The 19,689-nt window shown below is 56.9% G+C and carries 20 protein-coding genes; 11 read left to right on the forward strand and 9 right to left on the reverse strand.

Annotation, left to right across the window (positions count from 1 at the left end; all coding sequences use genetic code 11):
• Window positions 1-9: 9 nt before the first annotated feature.
• The 5 genes from IF189_RS21310 to acs all read right to left on the reverse strand — a co-directional run bounded on the left by IF189_RS21310 (window position 10) and on the right by acs (window position 5,940).
• Window positions 10-1,122 carry a succinylglutamate desuccinylase/aspartoacylase family protein gene (locus IF189_RS21310; protein ID WP_192552209.1) on the reverse strand — a complete coding sequence of 371 codons (1,113 nt, stop codon included), beginning with the start codon at window positions 1,120-1,122 and terminating at the stop codon, window positions 10-12.
• A 1-nt stretch (window position 1,123) separates the two neighbouring features.
• Window positions 1,124-1,822, reverse strand: coding sequence for an ABC transporter permease (locus tag IF189_RS21315; protein ID WP_085709717.1), 699 nt, complete (start codon window positions 1,820-1,822; stop codon window positions 1,124-1,126).
• Window positions 1,819-2,508: an ABC transporter permease gene (locus tag IF189_RS21320; protein ID WP_065261785.1), complete on the reverse strand. Its 690-nt coding sequence runs from the start codon at window positions 2,506-2,508 to the stop codon at window positions 1,819-1,821. The genes IF189_RS21315 and IF189_RS21320 overlap by 4 nt, the downstream gene beginning before the upstream one ends.
• Window positions 2,509-2,599: 91 nt before the next feature.
• Window positions 2,600-3,373, reverse strand: coding sequence for an ABC transporter substrate-binding protein (locus tag IF189_RS21325; RefSeq protein ID WP_065261786.1), 774 nt, complete (start codon window positions 3,371-3,373; stop codon window positions 2,600-2,602).
• A 611-nt stretch (window positions 3,374-3,984) separates the two neighbouring features.
• Window positions 3,985-5,940, reverse strand: a complete 1,956-nt coding sequence (gene acs / locus IF189_RS21330) for an acetate--CoA ligase (RefSeq protein ID WP_119427931.1) — start codon at window positions 5,938-5,940, stop codon at window positions 3,985-3,987.
• Between the two features lie 393 nt (window positions 5,941-6,333).
• Here acs and IF189_RS21335 point away from each other — a divergent pair, with 393 nt between their 5' ends.
• From IF189_RS21335 to IF189_RS21360, 6 genes are all read left to right on the forward strand, one after another.
• A complete protein-coding gene (locus IF189_RS21335) occupies window positions 6,334-6,594 on the forward strand; it encodes a DUF2790 domain-containing protein (protein WP_085709715.1) in 261 nt (86 codons plus the stop codon).
• A 554-nt stretch (window positions 6,595-7,148) separates the two neighbouring features.
• Window positions 7,149-8,396, forward strand: a complete 1,248-nt coding sequence (locus tag IF189_RS21340; protein ID WP_085709714.1) for a ribonucleotide-diphosphate reductase subunit beta — start codon at window positions 7,149-7,151, stop codon at window positions 8,394-8,396.
• A gap of 346 nt (window positions 8,397-8,742) precedes the next feature.
• Window positions 8,743-9,276, forward strand: a complete 534-nt coding sequence (locus IF189_RS21345; protein ID WP_192553597.1) for a Bro-N domain-containing protein — start codon at window positions 8,743-8,745, stop codon at window positions 9,274-9,276.
• Between the two features lie 126 nt (window positions 9,277-9,402).
• A complete protein-coding gene (locus tag IF189_RS21350) occupies window positions 9,403-10,326 on the forward strand; it encodes an SH3 domain-containing protein (protein WP_192552210.1) in 924 nt (307 codons plus the stop codon).
• 161 nt (window positions 10,327-10,487) lie between these two features.
• On the forward strand, window positions 10,488-11,201 hold the full coding sequence (locus IF189_RS21355) for an HNH endonuclease (protein ID WP_192552211.1): 714 nt from the start codon (window positions 10,488-10,490) through the stop codon (window positions 11,199-11,201).
• A gap of 191 nt (window positions 11,202-11,392) precedes the next feature.
• On the forward strand, window positions 11,393-12,379 hold the full coding sequence (locus tag IF189_RS21360) for a hypothetical protein (protein WP_192552212.1): 987 nt from the start codon (window positions 11,393-11,395) through the stop codon (window positions 12,377-12,379).
• Between the two features lie 3 nt (window positions 12,380-12,382).
• On the opposite strand, the gene IF189_RS21365 is transcribed toward IF189_RS21360, so the two are convergent.
• The 3 genes from IF189_RS21365 to IF189_RS21375 all read right to left on the reverse strand — a co-directional run bounded on the left by IF189_RS21365 (window position 12,383) and on the right by IF189_RS21375 (window position 15,760).
• Entirely contained in the window at window positions 12,383-13,579 is a 1,197-nt protein-coding gene (locus tag IF189_RS21365) for a hypothetical protein (RefSeq protein ID WP_192552213.1), read from the reverse strand.
• A gap of 126 nt (window positions 13,580-13,705) precedes the next feature.
• Window positions 13,706-14,854, reverse strand: a complete 1,149-nt coding sequence (locus IF189_RS21370) for a hypothetical protein (RefSeq protein ID WP_192552214.1) — start codon at window positions 14,852-14,854, stop codon at window positions 13,706-13,708.
• Window positions 14,855-14,944: 90 nt separating this feature from the next.
• Window positions 14,945-15,760, reverse strand: a complete 816-nt coding sequence (locus IF189_RS21375; RefSeq protein ID WP_192552215.1) for a sulfite exporter TauE/SafE family protein — start codon at window positions 15,758-15,760, stop codon at window positions 14,945-14,947.
• Window positions 15,761-15,872: 112 nt separating this feature from the next.
• Here IF189_RS21375 and IF189_RS21380 point away from each other — a divergent pair, with 112 nt between their 5' ends.
• The 4 genes from IF189_RS21380 to IF189_RS21395 all read left to right on the forward strand — a co-directional run bounded on the left by IF189_RS21380 (window position 15,873) and on the right by IF189_RS21395 (window position 17,770).
• Window positions 15,873-16,640 carry an AraC family transcriptional regulator gene (locus IF189_RS21380; protein WP_192552216.1) on the forward strand — a complete coding sequence of 256 codons (768 nt, stop codon included), beginning with the start codon at window positions 15,873-15,875 and terminating at the stop codon, window positions 16,638-16,640.
• A 93-nt stretch (window positions 16,641-16,733) separates the two neighbouring features.
• Window positions 16,734-17,051, forward strand: coding sequence for an XRE family transcriptional regulator (locus tag IF189_RS21385; protein ID WP_192552217.1), 318 nt, complete (start codon window positions 16,734-16,736; stop codon window positions 17,049-17,051).
• A gap of 99 nt (window positions 17,052-17,150) precedes the next feature.
• Window positions 17,151-17,447 carry a type II toxin-antitoxin system RelE/ParE family toxin gene (locus tag IF189_RS21390; protein ID WP_205884498.1) on the forward strand — a complete coding sequence of 99 codons (297 nt, stop codon included), beginning with the start codon at window positions 17,151-17,153 and terminating at the stop codon, window positions 17,445-17,447.
• 2 nt (window positions 17,448-17,449) lie between these two features.
• Window positions 17,450-17,770 carry a helix-turn-helix domain-containing protein gene (locus tag IF189_RS21395; RefSeq protein ID WP_065259290.1) on the forward strand — a complete coding sequence of 107 codons (321 nt, stop codon included), beginning with the start codon at window positions 17,450-17,452 and terminating at the stop codon, window positions 17,768-17,770.
• 12 nt (window positions 17,771-17,782) lie between these two features.
• Here the strand turns inward: IF189_RS21395 and IF189_RS21400 are convergent, their stop codons facing one another.
• A complete protein-coding gene (locus IF189_RS21400; protein ID WP_192552218.1) occupies window positions 17,783-18,835 on the reverse strand; it encodes an MBL fold metallo-hydrolase in 1,053 nt (350 codons plus the stop codon).
• Between the two features lie 215 nt (window positions 18,836-19,050).
• Between IF189_RS21400 and IF189_RS21405 the strand changes: the two genes are divergently transcribed.
• Entirely contained in the window at window positions 19,051-19,659 is a 609-nt protein-coding gene (locus tag IF189_RS21405; RefSeq protein ID WP_192552219.1) for a TetR/AcrR family transcriptional regulator, read from the forward strand.
• The last annotated feature ends 30 nt before the right edge of the window (window positions 19,660-19,689 follow it).

Here is a 19,689-nt window from a genome sequence, read left to right on the forward strand (position 1 = left end):
CAAAAACAGTCAGTCGTTGAGCAAAGGGCCGTCGCGCAGCGCATCGCGCCCCGCCACTTTGGCCAGCCAGAAACCGGGTTGGGCGTAACGCAGCCGCTCAATGGCAAACAGCACCCCGGACGTACCAGCACACACCGTGCTGACCCGATCCGACAGCGGATCGATCACTTCAAAAATCTCGTCACCGGCTTCAACCCACTCGCCGGGCTTGCGCAGAAAACTCACCACACCGGGATGCGGCGGCAGGAGCAGTTCCGTGCCTTCGAACGGCATGCCTTCGCACGGTTCGCGCACGGCGCTCGGCCACTCGCCACGGATCAGGCCTTGTTCTGCGAGGAACGCCAGAATCCCCTCTGCCCAAGCCTCGGCTTGTGCAGGTGTGGTGTCGGCCTGACCACCCAGTTCAACGGTGGTCGCCAGGCACGCCAGTGGAATCTGCGCGTCCGGGAACAGACGCGACAGACGCAGCCACGGCAGCGAAGAGGCTTCATCGAACGAGCTGCCGCCGGAATCTTCCGCCAGCAGGCCGACTTTCACATCCAGGTGCGCGGCGAGCGAACGCCACTGCGGCCAGTGCTGCGGCAAGGCGTACATGTGCAGCGCGGCTTCGCAGTCGCAATGCAGATCCAGCACCACATCGGCAGTCGCGGCGTGTTGCAGCAGGATGCGCTGCATGCCTTGCAACTGGCTGCCGGCCTCGGGTAATGCGGCCAGATGATCGGCCATCGCCTGACGGATCAGACGGATGTTGGCGTGCGGATCATCACCGAGTTGTCCTTCAAGCTTTGCAGCCACCGGGGCGCTGAGCTCGACGAAATCACGGTTGAAGTTCTTGCCGCTACCGGCCTCGAAACGGCCCTGATGGTTGCCTTGCAGCAACTGGCCAAGACCCAGCGGGTTGGCCACCGGCACCAGTTCGATGACGCCGTTTAGCAGGCCCTTGGCTTCGAGTTCGCCGAGGCGTTTTTTCAGTTCCCAGGCAGTACGCATGCCGGGCAATTCGTCAGCATGGAGGCTGGCCTGAATGTAGGCCTTGCGTTCGCCGCTGCCGAAGCGAAAAACCGAAATCCGGCGCTCGCTGCCCAGATGGCTCCACGGCAGAACGTGGTCGATGCGTTCCATATCAGTGCTTCCTCGGGGCCAGGTAGCTCAGCCAGCGACGCTCGGCCAGCTTGAACAGGCGCACCAGAATGAAGGTCAGGCACAGGTAGAACACGCCGGCGGTGATGTACGCCTCGAACGGCAGGTAGAACTGCGCGTTGACGGTACGGGCCGCGCCGGTGATGTCGATCAGGGTCACGATGGACGCCAGACTGGTGGTCTGCAGCATCATGATCACTTCGTTGCTGTACTGCGGCAGCGCCCGGCGCAGAGCCGACGGCAACAGAATGCGCTTGTACATCTTGACCCGCGACATGCCCATGGCCTTGGCCGCTTCGATCTCACCGTTCGGCGTGGCCTTCAGGCTGCCGGCGATGATTTCGGCGGTGTACGCGCTGGTGTTGATCGCGAACGCCAGGCACGCACAGAACGTTGCACTGGACAGCCACGGCCAGAGGAAGCTTTCACGCACCGCTTCGAACTGGGCCAGACCGTAGTAGATCAGGAACAGCTGAACCAGCATCGGCGTACCGCGAATCACGTAGGTGTAGAGCCACGCGGCACCGTTGACCACGGCGTTCTTGGAGACGCGCATCAGTCCCAGCGGCAACGCCGCCAGCAGACCGAAGAACAGCGACAGCGCGAGCAACTTGAGGGTGGTCACCAGGCCGCCGAGGTACAGCGGCAGCGACTCCCAAATGACGTTGTAGTCGAAGATCATAGATCAGCCGCCCTTACGCCTACCGAGTAGCGCTTCTCAAGGTGACGCAGCGCCAGCAACGAGACACTGGTGATCACCAGGTACATCGCCGCCACTGCGAGGAAGAAGGTGAAAGGCTCGCGGGTGGCGTCGGCCGCCTGCTTGGCCTTGAACATCATGTCTTGCAGACCGACCACGGAAATCAGCGCGGTGGCCTTGGTCAGTACCAGCCAGTTGTTGGTGAAGCCCGGAATCGCCAGCCGGATCATCTGCGGCACCAGCACCCGAAAGAACACCTGGAAGCTGCTCATGCCGTATGCCATGCCGGCTTCGGCCTGACCCTTGGGGATCGCCATGAACGCGCCACGGAAGGTTTCCGACAGGTACGCACCGAAGATGAAACCGAGGGTGCCGATGCCGGCGGCCAGCGGGTTCAGGTCGATGTACTCGTCATAGCCGAGCATCGGGGCGACGCGGTTGAGCAGGTCCTGACCGCCGTAGAAGATCAGCAGGATCAGCACCAGGTCGGGAATCCCGCGGATCACCGTGGAATACAGATCGCCCAGCCAGGCCAGCCAGCGCACTGGCGACAGGCGCAATGCGACACCGATCAGCCCGAGAACGATGGCCAGGGCCATGGACGACAAGGCGAGCTGAAGCGTCAGCCAAGCGCCATCGAGGATGACAGCCCCGTAGCCTTTCAACATGATTCAGGTCCTCGAAAGTTGGGATGAAAAAATGGCGCAAACCGCAGAGATCCTGTTGCTTGCGCCATTTCGGACGGGTCGAGCGACGTCTTTACTTGCCGTAAATGTCGAAGTCGAAGTACTTGTCCTGGATTTGCTTGTACTTGCCGTTTTCGCGGATGGCCGCGATGGCAGTATTGATCTTGTCTTTCAGGGCGTCGCCCTTGCGTACCGCGATGCCTACGCCGTCGCCGAAGTATTTTTCATCGGTGAACTGCGGGCCGACGAACGCAAAGCCTTTGCCGGCGTCGGTTTTCAGGAAGCCGTCGTTCAGCAGGGTGGCGTCCGCCACGGTGCCGTCGAGGCGACCGGCGGCCACGTCGAGGTAGATTTCGTTCTGCGAGCCGTATGGCTTGATTTCGGCACCCAGCGGAGCCAGGACTTCGCGGGCGAAGCGCTCGTGGATCGAACCACGCTGCACGCCGATGTTCTTGCCCTTGAGCTCGGTCAGTTTGTCGCTGACCACGGTGCCTTCCTTCATGACCAGGCGGGCCGGGGTGTTGTAGTACTTGTTGGTGAAGTCCACGGACTTCTTGCGGTCTTCAGTGATCGACATGGACGAGAGGATCGCGTCGATCTTGCGCACTTTCAGTGCCGGGATCAGACCGTCGAACTCTTGCTCGACCCACTGGCACTTGACCTTCATTTCTTCGCACAGTGCGTTGCCGATGTCGTAGTCGAAACCGACGATGCTGCCGTCCGGGGCTTTGGATGCGAATGGAGGGTAAGCCGCTTCGATACCGATCTTCAGAGGCTTTTCATCGGCGAATGTCGGCAGGGACAGCACGGACAGTGCCAGGGCGCCAAGCAGCACAAGTTTCTTCATCTTGGGACTCCATCGGTAAAGGGCAAAAACGGCAGAGTGAGCGACAGCCCAATATGCGAATGGGTGGAACGAAAGCGGTTGCTGCGTGCGTGGGATATTTCCGAACAAACCCTGAAGGCTTCAACGCGAGCCACGACGAGCGAGTGATCGGCATTCTAACGACAGGCCCGAAGCCGATATTTCTTCAATGCGACAACTAATTACAGAAGCACCGAGAAACCCGCTTGAGCACATTGACAGCTCCGCAATTTCATGCAAGAGCGAAAGACAGTGAACCGATCTATGCTGCAAATTGCGGGCCTATTATTCGCAAACCCTTCTAATCCGGCAAGCGCGGGGTGATGTCTTATTTTTCACCGGTCGTTTTGAGGCTCTAAAACGGGGCGATGCGTTTCTCATTGCCCCGTTGCGGGGCGGGCGGTTACACATTCGGTTACTTGAAGGCTAGTAGGTAACAGTAGGAATTGGCTGACGGAGCAATTCGATAATTATTGGCCGAAGATCCCCCTCCGTCACTGATCGTTCCCACGCTCCGCGTGGGAACGATCGAAAACAAAAAGCCCCGCCCGGCGCAATGCCGGACGGGGCTTTTCAGCCTTCAGACCCGCCGCTTACGCGACGTTCATGGTCTTGTGGGTGTCGATCAGATGCTGCACCACACCCGGATCGGCGAGGGTGGAGATGTCGCCCAGACCTTCATACTCGGCGGTGGCGATCTTGCGCAGGATGCGGCGCATGATCTTGCCCGAACGGGTCTTCGGCAGCCCCGGCGCCCACTGGATCACGTCCGGCGAAGCGATCGGGCCAATCTCCTTGCGCACCCAGTTCTTCAGTTCCAGGCGCAGTTGCTCGCTCGGCTCTTCGCCATTCTTCAAGGTGACGTAGACATAGATGCCCTGCCCCTTGATGTCGTGCGGCACACCGACCACCGCCGCTTCGGCGACTTTCGGGTGAGCGACCATCGCACTTTCGATCTCGGCAGTACCCATGCGGTGGCCGGACACGTTGAGCACGTCGTCCACGCGACCGGTGATCCAGTAGTAACCGTCGGCATCACGACGAGCGCCGTCACCGGTGAAGTACATGCCACGGAAGGTCTTGAAGTAGGTGTCGACGAAACGGTCGTGGTCGCCGTACAGAGTGCGCGCCTGACCTGGCCACGAATCGAGAATCACCAGATTGCCTTCGGCCTCGCCCTCGATGATGTTGCCGAGGTTGTCCACCAGCGCCGGCACCACGCCGAAGAACGGACGTGCGGCCGAACCTGGCTTCAGGGTATGAGCGCCCGGCAACGGGCTCATCATGTTGCCGCCGGTTTCGGTCTGCCACCAGGTATCGACAATCGGGCAACGGGACTTGCCGACGTTCTTGTAGTACCAGTCCCAGGCTTCCGGGTTGATCGGCTCGCCCACCGAACCGAGCAGACGCAGGCTGCTGCCGTCCGCGCCTTCGACAGCGGCGGTGCCAGAGGCCATCATCGCGCGGATCGCGGTCGGCGCGGTGTAGAGGATGTTGACCTTGTGCTTATCGACGATCTTCGCCACCCGGGTGATGTCCGGGTAGTTCGGCACGCCTTCGAACAGCAGCGTGGTCGCGCCGTTGGCCAGCGGGCCATAGACAATGTAGGAGTGACCGGTAACCCAGCCGACGTCGGCGGTGCACCAGTAGATTTCGCCCGGACGGTAGTCGAACACGCGCTCGTGGGTCATGGCCGCGTACAACAGGTAACCGCCAGTGGTGTGCTGCACGCCCTTCGGCTTGCCGGTGGAGCCGGAGGTATAAAGGATGAACAGCGCTTCTTCGGCGCCCATCTCTTTCGGTGCGCAGACAGTGCCCGCCACTTTCATCAGGTCTTCGTACCAGATGTCGCGATGCTGGTTCCACTTGATGTCGCCACCGGTGCGCTTGCACACGATGACTTTCTGGATGCTGTTGGTTTCCGGGTTGGTCAGGGCGTCGTCGACGTTGGCCTTGAGGGAAATCTTCTTGCCGGCACGAATGCCTTCGTCAGCGGTGATCACCACTTTCGAGCGGCAGTCGATGATGCGACCGGCCAGGGCTTCCGGCGAGAAACCGCCGAACACCACCGAGTGAATCGCGCCGATCCGGGTACAGGCCAGCATGGCGACCACGGCTTCGGGGATCATCGGCATATAAATGGTTACCACGTCGCCGCGGTGCACGTCCTGACCACGCAGGGCGTTGGCGAACTTGCAGACTTGTTCGTGCAGTTCGCGGTAGGTGATGTTGCGGCTTTCGGAAGGATCGTCGCCTTCCCAGATGATGGCGACCTGATCGCCGCGCTCGGCCAGATGACGGTCGAGGCAGTTGTAGGAAACGTTCAGGGTGCCGTCGGCAAACCACTTGATGTCGACATGGTGGTCGTCGAACGAAGTCTGTTTCACCGTGGTGAAAGGCTTGATCCAGTCGAGGCGCTTGGCTTGTTCGCGCCAGAAGCCGTCAGGGTTGACGACCGACTGCTGGTACATGGCTTTGTAGGTCGCCTCGTCGGTCAGCGTATTGGCCAGAACCTCGGGACGAACGGGATACAGAGAAGCCGCACTCATCTTTCCTACCTCGGTGTAATAGTTGTTTTTGTATGACCCTGTTGTAGCCGGGGCGACCGTATAGAACCATTCGACGATGGTAGTAACAAGCCCCTACAGGTCGTGGCGATAATCCCGATGCCCGCCCGCAATGGCCTCGCAGGCCTTGAATTCACTGGCCCGGCAGCGATTGTTACCAAATCTGCCAAAGGTGTTTATCAAAACCCCATCTGTTTACACCCACCCCGCCTCCCTAAAATCTGCCTCGCCGACAAGGCAAAGTGATTAACAACGTTACAGCCCCCACGAAGGCCGTTAATCCAGCTCTGAAGTAACAAACCAAACGATGAAGTTCCACACGCAACCCCAAAAAGGTTGCGTGACCCCACTCGACCTCAAGAAGGTAAATTTCAAATGAAAGCTTTATTGGTTCTGGCCCTCAGCAGTCTGTGCGCAACCGCCATGGCAGACGAGGTCCCGACTGATGTCGCACAGCAACAACCGGCCATAGAGGAATACACTTACTCCACTCACCTGGACATCGCCAAAGTTGTATCGATGAGCGAAGTTCCGAATGTCTGCGAAGTGGTCCCGATGAAAATGGAGTACGACGACTCCACTGGCCAGCGTCACATCCTGCGTTACAGCGTGATGGGTAACGGCTGCACCAATTGATGGTTTGAGACTGCACCGAATCGGATCGCTCAGCGCAACATCGAGGGTCGATTCCAGCCCGGCTTCGGTCGGGCTCAGTTGTGTTTGGAGGGACGTAAAAGGGTTGCAAAACACAAGATATAGTGAAAAACGCGGTTTTTTGCTCGTTTTTTGAGCAACCAATCACACGCAGAAAAATTAATGAAAAAATTTTCTCCCGGGCCAATCCCGGCGAAAGCCCTGTAAACCCTCGCTCCAAACGAAATCACCCTCCCGCTCGACCGCCCTGCGCTGTTTCGCCCTCCCCCACGCCGGTGTTTTTTTCCCTATAATGCCGCCCAATCGGGTCAGCAATATTCCCTTACAGGGATCAAAGCCATTCTGAAGCCCCGCAGCAGCGTCCACGCTGACTCGCGCCCGTCAGAGGCTCTCGGAAACCCGTAAAAATTTTCTGTTTATTGCCTGCGTTGCACCGCTGCAAAAAACGACATCCAACGCGGCCTGTACGGCCGTGTGAAAAACCAACCAATCAGTTTTCACACGGGCACAGGCCCTCACGCAGGAGACGACACGTCATGCTGAGCTGGGACGAATTCGACAAAGAAGACAGTGAAGTAGCAGTAAAAGGCGCCAACGCCGGCCACGCTACCGAAGCCAACATGGACCGCCTCGACAGCGCCGGCGGTGCCGCCGCCCTCGAAGCCCGCGCCGTGACCGCCGAAGACTCGGCCGCCGTGGCCCGCGCCAAGGCTGCACTGGATTCCCTCGACGTCGCCGAAGGCCTCGCCGAACTCGAAGGCTCCGCCGCTCGTGTCGCCGTTGACGAAAAGCGCATGATCAACTGCCGCGCCGACCTCAACCAGCTCGTGCCATTCAAGTACGACTGGGCCTGGCAGAAATACCTGGACGGCTGCGCAAACCACTGGATGCCGCAAGAAGTCAACATGACCGCCGACATCGCCCTCTGGAAAAACCCGGAAGGCCTGACCGACGACGAGCGCCGCATCGTGATGCGCAACCTCGGCTTCTTCTCCACCGCCGACTCCCTGGTTGCCAACAACCTGGCCCTGGCCGTGTACCGCCTGATCACCAACCCGGAATGCCGCCAGTACATCCTGCGCCAGGCGTTCGAAGAGGCGATCCACACCCACGCCTACCAGTACTGCATCGAATCCCTGGGCATGGATGAAGGCGAGATCTTCAACATGTACCACGAGATCCCGTCGGTCGCGAAAAAAGCCGCCTGGGGCCTGAAATACACCCGCGCCATCTCCGACCCGGAATTCAACACCGGCACCGTAGAGACCGACAAAGAACTGCTGCGCAACCTGATCGCCTACTACTGCGTTCTGGAAGGCATCTTCTTCTACTGCGGCTTCACCCAGATCCTCTCCATGGGCCGCCGCAACAAAATGACCGGCGTCGCCGAGCAGTTCCAGTACATCCTGCGCGACGAATCCATGCACCTGAACTTCGGCATCGACGTGATCAACCAGATCAAAATCGAAAACCCACACCTGTGGGACGCCGAAATGAAGGAAGAAGCTTCGCAAATGATCCTGCAGGGCACCCAGCTGGAAATCGAATACGCCCGCGACACCATGCCTCGCGGCGTACTGGGCATGAACGCAGCGATGATGGAGGACTACCTGAAGTTCATCGCTAACCGTCGTCTGTCGCAGATCGGTTTGAAGGAAGAGTACCCAGGGACGACTAACCCGTTCCCTTGGATGAGCGAGATCATGGACTTGAAGAAAGAGAAGAATTTCTTTGAGACTCGTGTGATCGAATACCAAACTGGTGGTGCGTTGAGCTGGGACTAATCGTCTCGCTCGCCACGATTTGACGATTGCTGCTGAGTCGTCGAGTTGAGAAAGTAAAAAGCCCCGATTTTATCGGGGCTTTTTTATGGGCGGCTGGTAGTCCTTTTCCATCCCTACGTTGCAGCGCTCAATCTCCTACAGCACTTACAGCCGCTTCGCATTGAAGCCAACTGCAAGCACCTCTAAGCTCAATTGCAGGTGCCTAAGAAACACCCAACGTAGAAAGCTTGGCCAGTTACACAGACGCATATGCCGTCAGTGGAGCAGCCCCGCTTGTTGGGATTTCTTAAGTCCACTCTACGTTGGGGCCAGGCCCTCCAAAAATCTAAACGTAGAGGTAATGGATATGCCCGATCCTTTTTCTGTAACAGTCTTCTCGCGTCACAACCTCGCTCTACATGCCCTTCTGCTCGAAAACCAAGCGTGGTTCTGCGCCCGCGATGTCGGCCGCCTGATGGGTGTCCATCTGTGCGAACGAATGGTCAATAAACTAGACAAGGATCAGCGTCGCGTTTTGTGGATGGAGTATTTTCGGCAACCTGAAAAGCAACTAATGCTCAGCGAGTCAGGTGTGTATGCGCTGCTGGTGTATCACTACATTCCCGGGAATCGATTGTTACGTGAATGGTTGACCAATGAAGTAGTACCGACCTTACGCGATGCTTCGGATTCAGGAGATTCAAATCGGCCAACGTTGAGCTTGCTGGATTGGCCGGAAATGTCGTTGAGGTTGCTGCATTGGCAGGATGAGGGATGGATTCGACTACGGGATATGCCGTATCTGTTGCAGGATCAAAAACAACGGAGGGTAACGACTACTAAGCCTTGGTGGTGGAAGGCGACGCAACTGTTTCTTTCGTCGAGACGTTCAATGGGTTAGTGCTGCACTTGTAGGATCACCCGTCAGCCCTTCGCCAGCAAATGTAGGATTTTTCCTAGACAGTCTTGATGACCACTCAGTATCGTTCGAGTGCTTTAGACCTCGGACGATTCTAGGAATACGGAAATGAGCACCAGCGATTGGAGCGATGTGGAGATTGAAGCAACGGTCGAGGCTTACTTCCGAATGTTGCTACGTGAAAAAAGTGGTCAGACCGTCAATAAAGCTCATGAGAATCGTGTGCTACGTGAGGGAGTTTTAAATAGTCGTACTAAAGCCTCTGTTGAGTTTCGTATGCAGAACATTTCTGCAGTATTCGAAGAGCTGGGCTTACAACGTATTTCAGGCTATAAACCAGCCAAAAATGTTGGCTTGGGCGTGAGCAACCGAATTCGAAACGCAATAGCGCGCCTCAATAATATTGAAGTTCTTGCCCTCGCGCCCGAATGGTTTGAAGAGCAGAAAAACTCCCTCCTCTATAACTATCTGACCTCTCATTCACCCGAAGCTCACAGAGCCACAAAACATTTCACGTTCGACGCTGCCCACTTAGATACAAGTACAGAACCCCTCTACACCCCTCCTTCTAACAAGCTTGATCTGGAAAGAGAAATAGTTGAAGTCATTGAAAATGGTGCGAGCCTTACTGAGCTTTCAGTGGACGCATACAGATACCTTTCAGTGTTCCTTACTTTCTTCTGGGATAAATTGCAGAAATTTTTAAACGTAATCGCCCTAGCCGCCCTGATCACAACGTCATACAACGCCACAGAAGCATCAAAAACTCCCGAAGAAATTCGCGCGACAGTAAAATCGCTAACACGTGAACAACGTGCGCTGCTCAAGGGTTATAGCGTCGTTACGGCTGACGAAGTAATTCTGCGCGTAAAACCTAACAAAAACTCAGATGAATTAGCCCGCCTACCAAAAGGGGAATGGGTCGAGAACATCGGTGGTGACACGTCCTCCTGGATTAGAGTCAAGGCCGATGTCGACGGTGAAGATGTGGATGGCTGGATCTATCGAAGTTATCTAGTGAAGCTCCAATAAGGAAGGCCGAGAAGCGTGCCGCTTTCGTTGCCAGAAGATCAAATGGAGCAACATCCTAGGACGAGCTTGAGAGAAAGATCCATCATTGGCGTAGGATTTTTCGTAGACAACAGTGATGGCCATTCAGTATCGTCCGAGGGTTTTTAGCCCTCGGCGATTTTATGAGCACAACGAACAAAGATAGCGATTGGAGCATTGCTGAGGTTAGGGCCGCAGTAGATGCCTATCTGAAGATGCTCGCGTTAGAGAAACGCGGTCAAAAGTTTGTTAAGACCGCAGAGAATCTTGCTCTGCGTGAAACGGCACTACCGAATCGAACAAAAGGCTCGGTCGAATTCCGGATGCAGAACATCTCCGCCGTTCTGATGAAAATGCATCGAGAATTTATCAAAGGATATAAACCCGCCCGAAACGTTGGCTCAAATGTTGAGCAGTCAATTCGAGCAGTGCTGATTGAAAAGGGCGTGAAGCCTGGAGACCCGACAGCCCCTACTGCTGACGAGGAAACGCTGGAGCAAAGGGCGGTAGCACTGGAAAAACTGCCACTTGGAGATGAACCGGCAGGGATTCTGAAGCCCAAGCGTGCTCCATCACCAGGCACTGCCTACGTCCGTGACCCGAAAGTTAGAGCTTGGGTTCGAAAGAAGGCTAAAGGTATATGCGAGGGATGTAAGCAACCTGCGCCGTTCACCAAAAATGACTCACCCTATCTTGAAGTCCACCATGTTAAGCACTTGGCAAATAAAGGGTCTGACCGAACCAGCAATGCTGTGGCGCTCTGCCCAAATTGTCATCGACGCTGCCACCACTCGAATGACAGCGAGGCTTTCACTGAATCGCTGTATCTGACTGTGAAGCGGCTGAGGCGAGAGTGACTGGGATCGCATTGAATCCCTAACCACACAGGTTTGTTGCTGCAGAGTTGGGCGTCAGGATCAAGGATTGAGTTGATGCCATCAATCAAAGGCTGCCCCCCAAAATCCCGTATCTGAAAACAATCAGTGCAACCCACCCCACCACCCGTTATTAATACCCCCTCCCCCCACTCAAGGACCCGAGCCCCACCATGAAATTCGATCTCGCCTACTGCCTCAGCCTCGACGACAAGTTGTCGATCTATGACGTTCGCGATCTCAATTTCGATGAGACGGTGGCGTTCGATTCCGCCAAGGAGCACTTCCAGTGCCCCAACGACGCCTGTCGTTCGGCGTTCGATGCGTCCAACGAGTTGGGCACGTTCAACGCCAAGAACGTGAATTACGTGCGTACGCCGCACTTCAAGAATCTGCCCGGTACGCAGCATGTGGCGGGTTGTCCGTATGTGAGTGTGAAGACGTCGGCGTCGGGGGTTGAGGCGGCGGATGGGGAAACGGATGACGGTCGGGAGGAGCATTTCCCGTCGGAGTTGTTGCTGACGCGCCGTGAGTATGTGCGCAAGCCTGCCGCGCCAGCGGGGGCGGCGGATGTGTTGCGGGATGATCCGGTGCGGGTGGCGGTTACCCCTTCAAAAGAATCGCCGAGTCGTGACACGGCGCCGGACAAGACCAGTGTCTTTGCTCACCCCGTGGAATGTTTTGTGTCGAACTTCGCGGACAAGGATTTGCTCAAGCGCATGCCGTTGAAGATTGGCGAGCATACGGCGCCGTACAGTTCGTTCTTCAAGAAAATCGAGTATTTGATGGACAACAAGGGGCTGATTTACTGGGGCCGGATCAAGAAGATCGAAGACTTTCACAGCGCCAGTTTCCGGATCGATTTCGAGGACAAGGTCTGGTTCAAGAAGCCGGATGACAGCAAGAAGAAGCCTTATCCAGTCAGTGTCTATCTGAACAAAAAGCTGATCGACAACTACCGCAAGCGCAAGGCGTTTCTGGAAGAGATCAAGCACGCCATCGACAGCGATAAGGAGTTGTTCTGTTTCTTCTATGGTGTGACGCCGGAGTTGAAGCAGGTGCCGGGCAAGAAGAACCCCGAAAAGCCTTTCGAGGTCTTCAATGCCAATATCGAGAACCTGGATCACTTCATTATTCGTGAAGCGCCGGGTCTGGCGTGAGGGTTAGCCCTGGGGCAGTTGCAGTTTGACGGCGCCGGGGTGTTGTTTGACGAGGGAGTACGGCAGGATCGACCAGTCAGGCGAATCACAGGCTCGCTCTACGCGGGCGAAATATGCGCCCAGGTACAAACCCTTTTCGGTGAAGTGCCAGTTGGAATAGCCCCAGTTGTCTTCGTTGGTAAAGTCGCAACTGTCTTCATCTCCCTCCGCAGGTTTCTTCATTTCATCCGGGTACAGCGCGGTGAGTTGTTTGATCAGCCACGGCATAAATACTTCGCTTTGATACTTGGAGCGCGCGGCGTCTTCGGCCTCGGTCAACGGCTGGTCACCGCCTCGGTAACGGTCAGCGTGAAGGATTGGTTGGCCCTCGCCCACCCAGAGCACGTCTTCGAGCGACAACGGGTGGCCGGTTTTTACATCGATGTTGAGTGGCGAATCGCCGAAGTCCGGGTGCGCGCCGCCGCAGTCGTAGCTGGTGGAAATGTTCAGGCTGATCACACTGGGCGAGATAAACGTCGGGGTAACATTCTGGAGGAATTCAGCATAACCGCGACCGCGCAGCTGGCAACCGTAGTAACTGATGGCCTCGTCCCACAAGCGCCCGAGCAATTGCTGGTTAACCCGCTGCAGATCTTCTTTTGGCATCCCGGATTCGATGCTGAACATGGTCATCTTGGTATCAGGCTCTTCCCACCATTGCAGGGTGTAGCCCATGAAGTCCTGCTTTTTACCGGGTTTGAGTTTCAGCCCCTGAAGCCGTAGGTATTCGTAAGGCTCGGTCTTGGGCAACTTGGCGATGTAGGGCAATGCATTCGCCGGCACTTCCGGAAGCGGCGTATCGGTGACCAGTACGGGCAACTTTTTGCCTTTTGGGTTTTGCCATTCGCCCTTCCAGCCGCCATCAATCTGTTGCAGTTTCAGTGTCGGTAACGGCTTGCCCGGAGCCATACGATCACTACCCTCCGTGAGCAGCAAGACGTCATTTTTATAGGTGCCGTTAAGCTCTAGATCGCGGTGAAATTTCTCATAGAAGTAGCGGCCGGTGACTTGCTCCGGGTCGCTGGTATCGACTTCGAACACGATCGGCATTTTGCCCAACGTGCCGGTGAGTACCAGCCGGTTATCTTCGGCATGCGCAGTGGACAGCATTGAGAACAGCACAGCAGCGCATGGCGCCAGGCGCATCAGTCCCTTGAACATTGATTGATCCCTGAATAATTCGGAGGTTGCGACGGCGTTTGGCTGCCGGCGCTGGGAAATTCGCGGCAGATTATGGCGGGGTTGGGCCCGCTAATCGAGGATCTGCCTTTGAAAGTTAAAGTCGTCTCACGGCAGTTGCAGTGCAGCACCACCCGGATGTTGTTTGACGATGTTGTACGGTAGAACGCTCCAGTCTACGAATCCGCAGACCGCTGCGACATGCGGAAATGATGGCTCGATGTTGATGCCCTGTTCCGTGAAGTGCCAACCCGGATAATGCCAGGGATAATCCTCGTTGTAGCCGCAATCGTTTTCACCCTCGGCGGTGATGGTCATTTCGTTGGGGTAGAGTTTCAGAAACTGTGCGACCAACCACGGTGCCAGTTCATTGGTGCGGTAGTTCGACCACGCTGTAGAGGAGTCGGGGGAGTCTGCGGCGAAATCTTCATATTCCTCGTAGTGCAATGGCTTGCCATGCCCCACCCACATAACATCATCCAGGGTCAGAAGCTTGCCTGTCTTGGTATCGATGTTGAGCGCGTCGTGGCTTTGATCCGGATAGGCGCCACCGCAGTAATAGTCCGATGAAATCCGCACACTCATCACGGTGGACGACATCCACAGTGGCTGGCTCCACTGTGCGTAACTGCCGGAACAACCATAAGAAGACAACACTTCGCCCCACAAACGCGCCATCAATTTTTGGTTGATACGTCGACGCTCTTCGAGGGAGTAACCGGACACCACTTCAAACAGGGAAGTGTCAGTCTTCGGCTCGGTCCACCACTGCAGCGTGTAGCCCATGAAGGTGTCGGTCTTGCCTTTTTTGAGTGTGACGCCTTGCAGCCGCAGATATTCGTAAGGGTACTTATCGTGAAGTGTGGTGAAAAAGGGCAAGGCATCGGCGGGCACTTCGGGGATGACGGCTGGCTCTAACTCGATCTTCAGAGTCTTACCGGCAGTACTTGTCCACTCGCCACTCCAACCATTAGCTGTCGGCTGCAGACGAAGGGTCGGACGCGAGTCTTCCATTCGCGAACCCTCTTCCAGCACCAGTGTTTCCCCGTCCAGGACACCGTCGAGTGGCAGATCCTTGCGATACTTCTTATAGAAGTAACGACCTTCTCCAGTGCGAGGATTTATTTCGAGGACGATAGCCGCTTTGCCCAAGGTGCCGGTGTACACCTGCGCGCCGTTATCGGCCCGAGTTGCCGTTGAGACAAACAACCCCGTCAGTAAAAGAGCAGCGAAAAGGCGTATCAGTCCTCGGAACATCACTTCATCCTTGAATAAACGAGCAACTGCCCGCGAAAAATAGCCGTGGATTATGTCGAGGTTGTGCGGGGGAATCGAGAGTCTTCGTTATCAACTCACGCACATGCTGATCATCACAATCATCAACAATCCGATATACACACAAGCATGCACCCGATCCGGTATCCGCCCGATCCACGGCGTGGCCAATCGAATCCCCAGCATCGAGCCCAGCGTCAGCACCGTAAACGCCAGCAGATCCACATACCCGATAAACCATGGTCCAAGGTCTGTCTCGCTGAACCCCGCCATCAGCATGTAAGTCAGCGTCCCCGCCAGCGCCACCGGCACGCTCAATGGATTGGCCATGGAAGTGGCCTGCGACATGCTCAACCCGCAACGCCGTAACAACGGCACGGTCATGACGCTTCCTCCCACGCCGAGAAAGGTCGCGATGGCGCCAATGCCTACACCGCCGCCAGACGTTTCCACTGTTCCCAATCGCCGTGGGATGACGCCTTCGGACTGTGTGAGAAACCCGCGTCGCAGCAGGCAGTCGACAATTGTTACGCCGAGGTAGGCGATGAAGGCATAGCGAATGACTTCGCCGCTGACCCACACCGCTGCGATGGCGCCGACGACCGCGCCCAACCCGATGAACCCGCCCAAGGGCCACAGGAAATCACGGATCAGGTTGCCGGCGCGACGATGTTTGTCGGTGGCGACCAGGGCGTTGACGATCATCACGCAGGTCGAGGTGGCGACGGCGATATGCATGGCTGACTGCCCGATGGGGTCATCGGCACCGTGGCTGGCGGTGAGCATGCGGTACAGCAGCGGAACGACGACGAAGCCGCCGCCGAAGCCGAAGAGCACGGCGGTGACGCCGGTCAGGCAGCCGAAGAGTGTCAGCAGGAGGTAGAACATGGTGCGTCGTCCGTTGTTTGGGAGCGGTCGACGATAGAGCGGCGGCGCTTGGCCTGCTTCAGCAAGTCAGCCAATAATGTTTGCGTTTACGCCAACTGCCGGGTGCCGCTCGATGCGCAATGTTTCGATCAATCTGCTGGATGACACGCCGCGCCCGGTGGTGGCGATCGGTACGGATTATTCCCACGGCTATCTATTGCCACGTCATACGCATCGGCGGGCGCAATTGTTGTACGGCGCGACCGGGGTGATGCAGGTCAGCACGCATGACGGCAACTGGGTGGTGCCGCCGCAGCGGGCGGTGTGGATTCCGCCGGAAGTGGCGCATGAGGTGTTGATGCTGGGGGTCAGCACTCGCAGTTTGTATATCGAGCCGGGAGCGGTGGATCTGGGTGAGCGCTGCCAAGTGATCAGTGTGTCGCCGTTGATGCGGCACTTGTTGATGGAAGCCGTGGAGCTGCCGCTGACCTATGACGTGGCCGGGCGCGACGGCGTGCTCATTGATTTGTTGCTGCATGAATTGGTGCGCAGTGCACCGCTTCCCTTGCATATCCCGCTGCCGTCTGACGGAAGACTGCTCGAACTGTGTCAGACTTTTCTGCAACAGCCGAACGCCCACCAATCACCCCAGCAATGGGCCGATCAACTGCACGTAAGTTTGCGCACCTTCAACAGACTGTTCCGTCAGCAGACCGGCCTGAGTTTCAGTCAATGGCGCCAGCGCGCCTGCGTGGTACTGGCTTTGGCACGCCTGGCGGCGGGTGAAGCGGTGACGCGGATTGCCCTGGATTTCGGTTATGACAGCCCGGCGGCGTTCTCGACGATGTTCCGCCGGATCCTCGGTCAGGCACCGTCCGTCTGGTTGGAGGCGGCGAACTAGGGCAAATCAAAAAATGCGTTTGATCCCGGCCGAAAACAACTGTACAAAAACACAGTACATTTTCCATCAGCACTCTCGAGCCCGGAGCACACCATGGCCTCTTCAGCGATGAACCTCATCCTCGAACGTATCGCCCTTTTCCAGTTCACCCCGACCCACTGCGCCCAGGCCCGAGGGATGTTGGGCTGGAGCGTGGAACAACTGTCGCGGGAGACTGGGGTTTCGGTAGACGATATTCAGCGGTTCGAAGCGCAGCAGGACGTGGCGGATTCGGCGCGGCTGGCGTTGACCTATCGGTTCGAGGCGCAGGGGTTGGTGTTCTTTCCGGGGTTTGCGCCGGGGCGTGGGGGGAATGTCAGAGGTGCTATGCCGGAATCAGTGAGTCATGGAGATTACGCGATGGCTGACTGAAAGGACTGATTGTGATTATTCCAATATAGGTATATTTTTCGCATGAGTACAAGGAAGCCACTCCTGTGGGTTAGCAGTAGCAAGAAAGATCTCAAGCAGATGCCCACAGATGTACAGGATGTTTTTGGTTACGCACTGGATTTGGCCCAAAGCGGTCTCAGACATCCGGATGCAAAACCTCTGAAGGGGTTTGGAGGCGCGGGTGTCCTTGAGTTGATTGAGGACTTTGATACGAATACCTACCGTGCCGTTTACACAGTCCGTTTTGGCAATGCGATTTACGTCCTGCATTGTTTTCAGAAAAAGTCGACCGCAGGTATCAAAACCGCGCAATGCGATATCGACCTGATCCGAAAGAGACTTCAAGCCGCTCAGGACCACGCGAAAGGAACATAGAAATGAATGAAATCGAAGAAGGCAGCGGAAACGTCTATCAAGACCTTGGCTTACCAAATGCCAGTGAAATGCAGGTCAAGTCACAGCTAGCCGCAAAGATCGGCGAAATCATCAAAGCGCGTCATCTCACTCAATCTCAAGCATCTGAAATCCTGGGGCTATCACAACCCAAGCTGTCCGAAATGCTGAGAGGAAAATTCCGCGGCATCAGTGAAGCCAAGATGATGGAATGCCTATCCCACCTCGGCCGAGATGTGCAGATTGTGGTCAAGCCGGCCCCCCGCTCCCGCAAAGAGGGCCGAATTGAAGTGGTGTTTGCGTAACGCGAAACCCTACTACGCCCCTTGGATCACCGCCTCACTCTCCCCTTCAACTGCCAGCCACCACGCATTCCCGCGTTGCGGCTGTGCCAGGTTGAACGCCTCGCCCATTTGCGGGGTGGTGATGGAAACACTGCGTTCCCAGGCCAGTGCAAGAATGCGGTCGAACGGTTCATGCCAGGCATGCATCGCCAGATCGAACGTGCCGTTGTGGATCGGGAATAACCAGCGCCCCTTGAGGTCGATGTGGGCTTGCAGGGTTTCTTCCGGTTGCATGTGCACGTAGGGCCATTCGACGTTGTAGGCTCCGGTTTCCATCAGGGTCAGGTCGAACGGGCCGAACTGTTCGCCGATGCGTTTGAAGCCGTCGAAGTAGCCGCTGTCGCCGCTGAAGAAAATCCGCGTGTCGCCGTCGATGATCACCCACGAAGCCCACAGGGTCTGGTTGCCATCAAACAGGCCACGGCCGGAGAAGTGCTGCGACGGGGTGGCGATGAAGCGGATGCCGGCGACTTCGGTGCCCTGCCACCAGTCGAACTGGCGGATCTTGCTGGCATCGATACCCCATTTGACCAACGTGTCGCCGACGCCCAGCGGGGTCAGGAACACGTTGACCTTGTCGGCCAGTTTCAACACCGCTTCGTAGTCGAGGTGGTCGTAGTGGTTGTGCGACAGGATCACGGCTTCGATCGGTGGCAACTCGTCGATGCTGATCGGTGGCTGGTGGAAGCGCTTCGGACCGGCCCATTGCACGGGCGAGGCGCGCTCGGCGAATACCGGGTCGGTGATCCAGAACTTGTCTTGCAGCTTCAGCAGCAGGGTCGAGTGACCGAGGCGGTAGACGCTGTGGTTAGGGGCGGCGAGCAGGTCGGCGCGTGTCAGTGGCTGCACGGGAATGGCCGACGCAGGACGGGTGTTACGCGGTTTGTGGAAGATCATGTTCCACATGATGCGCAGCATCTTGCGCACACCTTCGCGCTGCACCGGCGCATGGTTGCGGAACGTCCCTTCGGCCTGGCGCGAAGCTTCAGGTACAGGACTGACCGCGGAAGAAATTGATTTGGCCATGACTGAATGACTCCAGAAAAACCGCGCAATTCACGGTTTTCCACGGTGGGACGATAAATGGCCAAGGCACGCACGCATCAGCCGGACATCTGGTTTTAGGTTGCACCGATTAACGCAACATTACACTGATCGGTGTACTTTCTAGGTTGCATGAATCCGGATGACAAGTAAACTGCCGAGTGTAATTTCCTCTTTTTTCCTGCCGAATCGAATTTATGACAGCTCCGACGCGCCTCACCGACCGCAAACGCGAAGCCATCATCCTGGCGGCCATTTCCGAATTCCGTACCAACGGCTTCGAGGTCACCAGCATGGACAAAATCGCGGCCACCGCCGGGGTGTCGAAGCGCACGGTGTACAACCACTTTCCCAGCAAGGAAGAGCTGTTCGCCGAAATTCTCAACCAGTTGTGGGCACGGATCAGCACCGAGCAAGCCGTGGCGTATCAACCCGACCAGCCCTTGCGCGATCAACTGCGAACGATGCTGCTGGCCAAGTTGCAGATGATGGCGGACGACAATTTCATGGATCTGGCCCGGGTCGCCATCGCCGCCGCCATTCATTCGCCCGAGCGTGCGCAGAACATGGTGGCGCGCATGGGCGAACGTGAGGAAAGCGTGACCGTGTGGATCCGCGCCGCCCAGGCAGATGGCCGGTTGAAAGCGGTCGATCCGGAGTTCGCCGCGCATCAGGTGCAAGGGCTGCTCAAATCCTTCGCCTTCTGGCCACAGATTTCCATGGGCCAACCCTCCCTCGACAGCGCCAAGCAAAATGCCGTGGTCGATTCGGCGCTGGACATGTTCCTGGCCTGCTACCAGCTCTAGATCATGTCCGCGCCGCGTAAATGGCTCACA

The organism is Pseudomonas sp. IzPS59, from assembly GCF_014863505.1.
Lineage (GTDB): Bacteria > Pseudomonadota > Gammaproteobacteria > Pseudomonadales > Pseudomonadaceae > Aquipseudomonas > Aquipseudomonas kribbensis.

Bases quoted from the DNA above. Each gene is read 5' to 3' on its own strand.
- IF189_RS21310 (WP_192552209.1), bottom strand. From the start codon at position 1,122: ATGGAACGCATCGACCACGTTCTGCCGTGGAGCCATCTGGGCAGCGAG.
- IF189_RS21315 (WP_085709717.1), bottom strand. From the start codon at position 1,822: ATGATCTTCGACTACAACGTCATTTGGGAGTCGCTGCCGCTGTACCTC.
- IF189_RS21320 (WP_065261785.1), bottom strand. From the start codon at position 2,508: ATGTTGAAAGGCTACGGGGCTGTCATCCTCGATGGCGCTTGGCTGACG.
- IF189_RS21325 (WP_065261786.1), bottom strand. From the start codon at position 3,373: ATGAAGAAACTTGTGCTGCTTGGCGCCCTGGCACTGTCCGTGCTGTCC.
- acs (WP_119427931.1), bottom strand. From the start codon at position 5,940: ATGAGTGCGGCTTCTCTGTATCCCGTTCGTCCCGAGGTTCTGGCCAAT.
- IF189_RS21335 (WP_085709715.1), top strand. From the start codon at position 6,334: ATGAAAGCTTTATTGGTTCTGGCCCTCAGCAGTCTGTGCGCAACCGCC.
- IF189_RS21340 (WP_085709714.1), top strand. From the start codon at position 7,149: ATGCTGAGCTGGGACGAATTCGACAAAGAAGACAGTGAAGTAGCAGTA.
- IF189_RS21345 (WP_192553597.1), top strand. From the start codon at position 8,743: ATGCCCGATCCTTTTTCTGTAACAGTCTTCTCGCGTCACAACCTCGCT.
- IF189_RS21350 (WP_192552210.1), top strand. From the start codon at position 9,403: ATGAGCACCAGCGATTGGAGCGATGTGGAGATTGAAGCAACGGTCGAG.
- IF189_RS21355 (WP_192552211.1), top strand. From the start codon at position 10,488: ATGAGCACAACGAACAAAGATAGCGATTGGAGCATTGCTGAGGTTAGG.
- IF189_RS21360 (WP_192552212.1), top strand. From the start codon at position 11,393: ATGAAATTCGATCTCGCCTACTGCCTCAGCCTCGACGACAAGTTGTCG.
- IF189_RS21365 (WP_192552213.1), bottom strand. From the start codon at position 13,579: ATGTTCAAGGGACTGATGCGCCTGGCGCCATGCGCTGCTGTGCTGTTC.
- IF189_RS21370 (WP_192552214.1), bottom strand. From the start codon at position 14,854: ATGTTCCGAGGACTGATACGCCTTTTCGCTGCTCTTTTACTGACGGGG.
- IF189_RS21375 (WP_192552215.1), bottom strand. From the start codon at position 15,760: ATGTTCTACCTCCTGCTGACACTCTTCGGCTGCCTGACCGGCGTCACC.
- IF189_RS21380 (WP_192552216.1), top strand. From the start codon at position 15,873: ATGCGCAATGTTTCGATCAATCTGCTGGATGACACGCCGCGCCCGGTG.
- IF189_RS21385 (WP_192552217.1), top strand. From the start codon at position 16,734: ATGGCCTCTTCAGCGATGAACCTCATCCTCGAACGTATCGCCCTTTTC.
- IF189_RS21390 (WP_205884498.1), top strand. From the start codon at position 17,151: ATGCCCACAGATGTACAGGATGTTTTTGGTTACGCACTGGATTTGGCC.
- IF189_RS21395 (WP_065259290.1), top strand. From the start codon at position 17,450: ATGAATGAAATCGAAGAAGGCAGCGGAAACGTCTATCAAGACCTTGGC.
- IF189_RS21400 (WP_192552218.1), bottom strand. From the start codon at position 18,835: ATGGCCAAATCAATTTCTTCCGCGGTCAGTCCTGTACCTGAAGCTTCG.
- IF189_RS21405 (WP_192552219.1), top strand. From the start codon at position 19,051: ATGACAGCTCCGACGCGCCTCACCGACCGCAAACGCGAAGCCATCATC.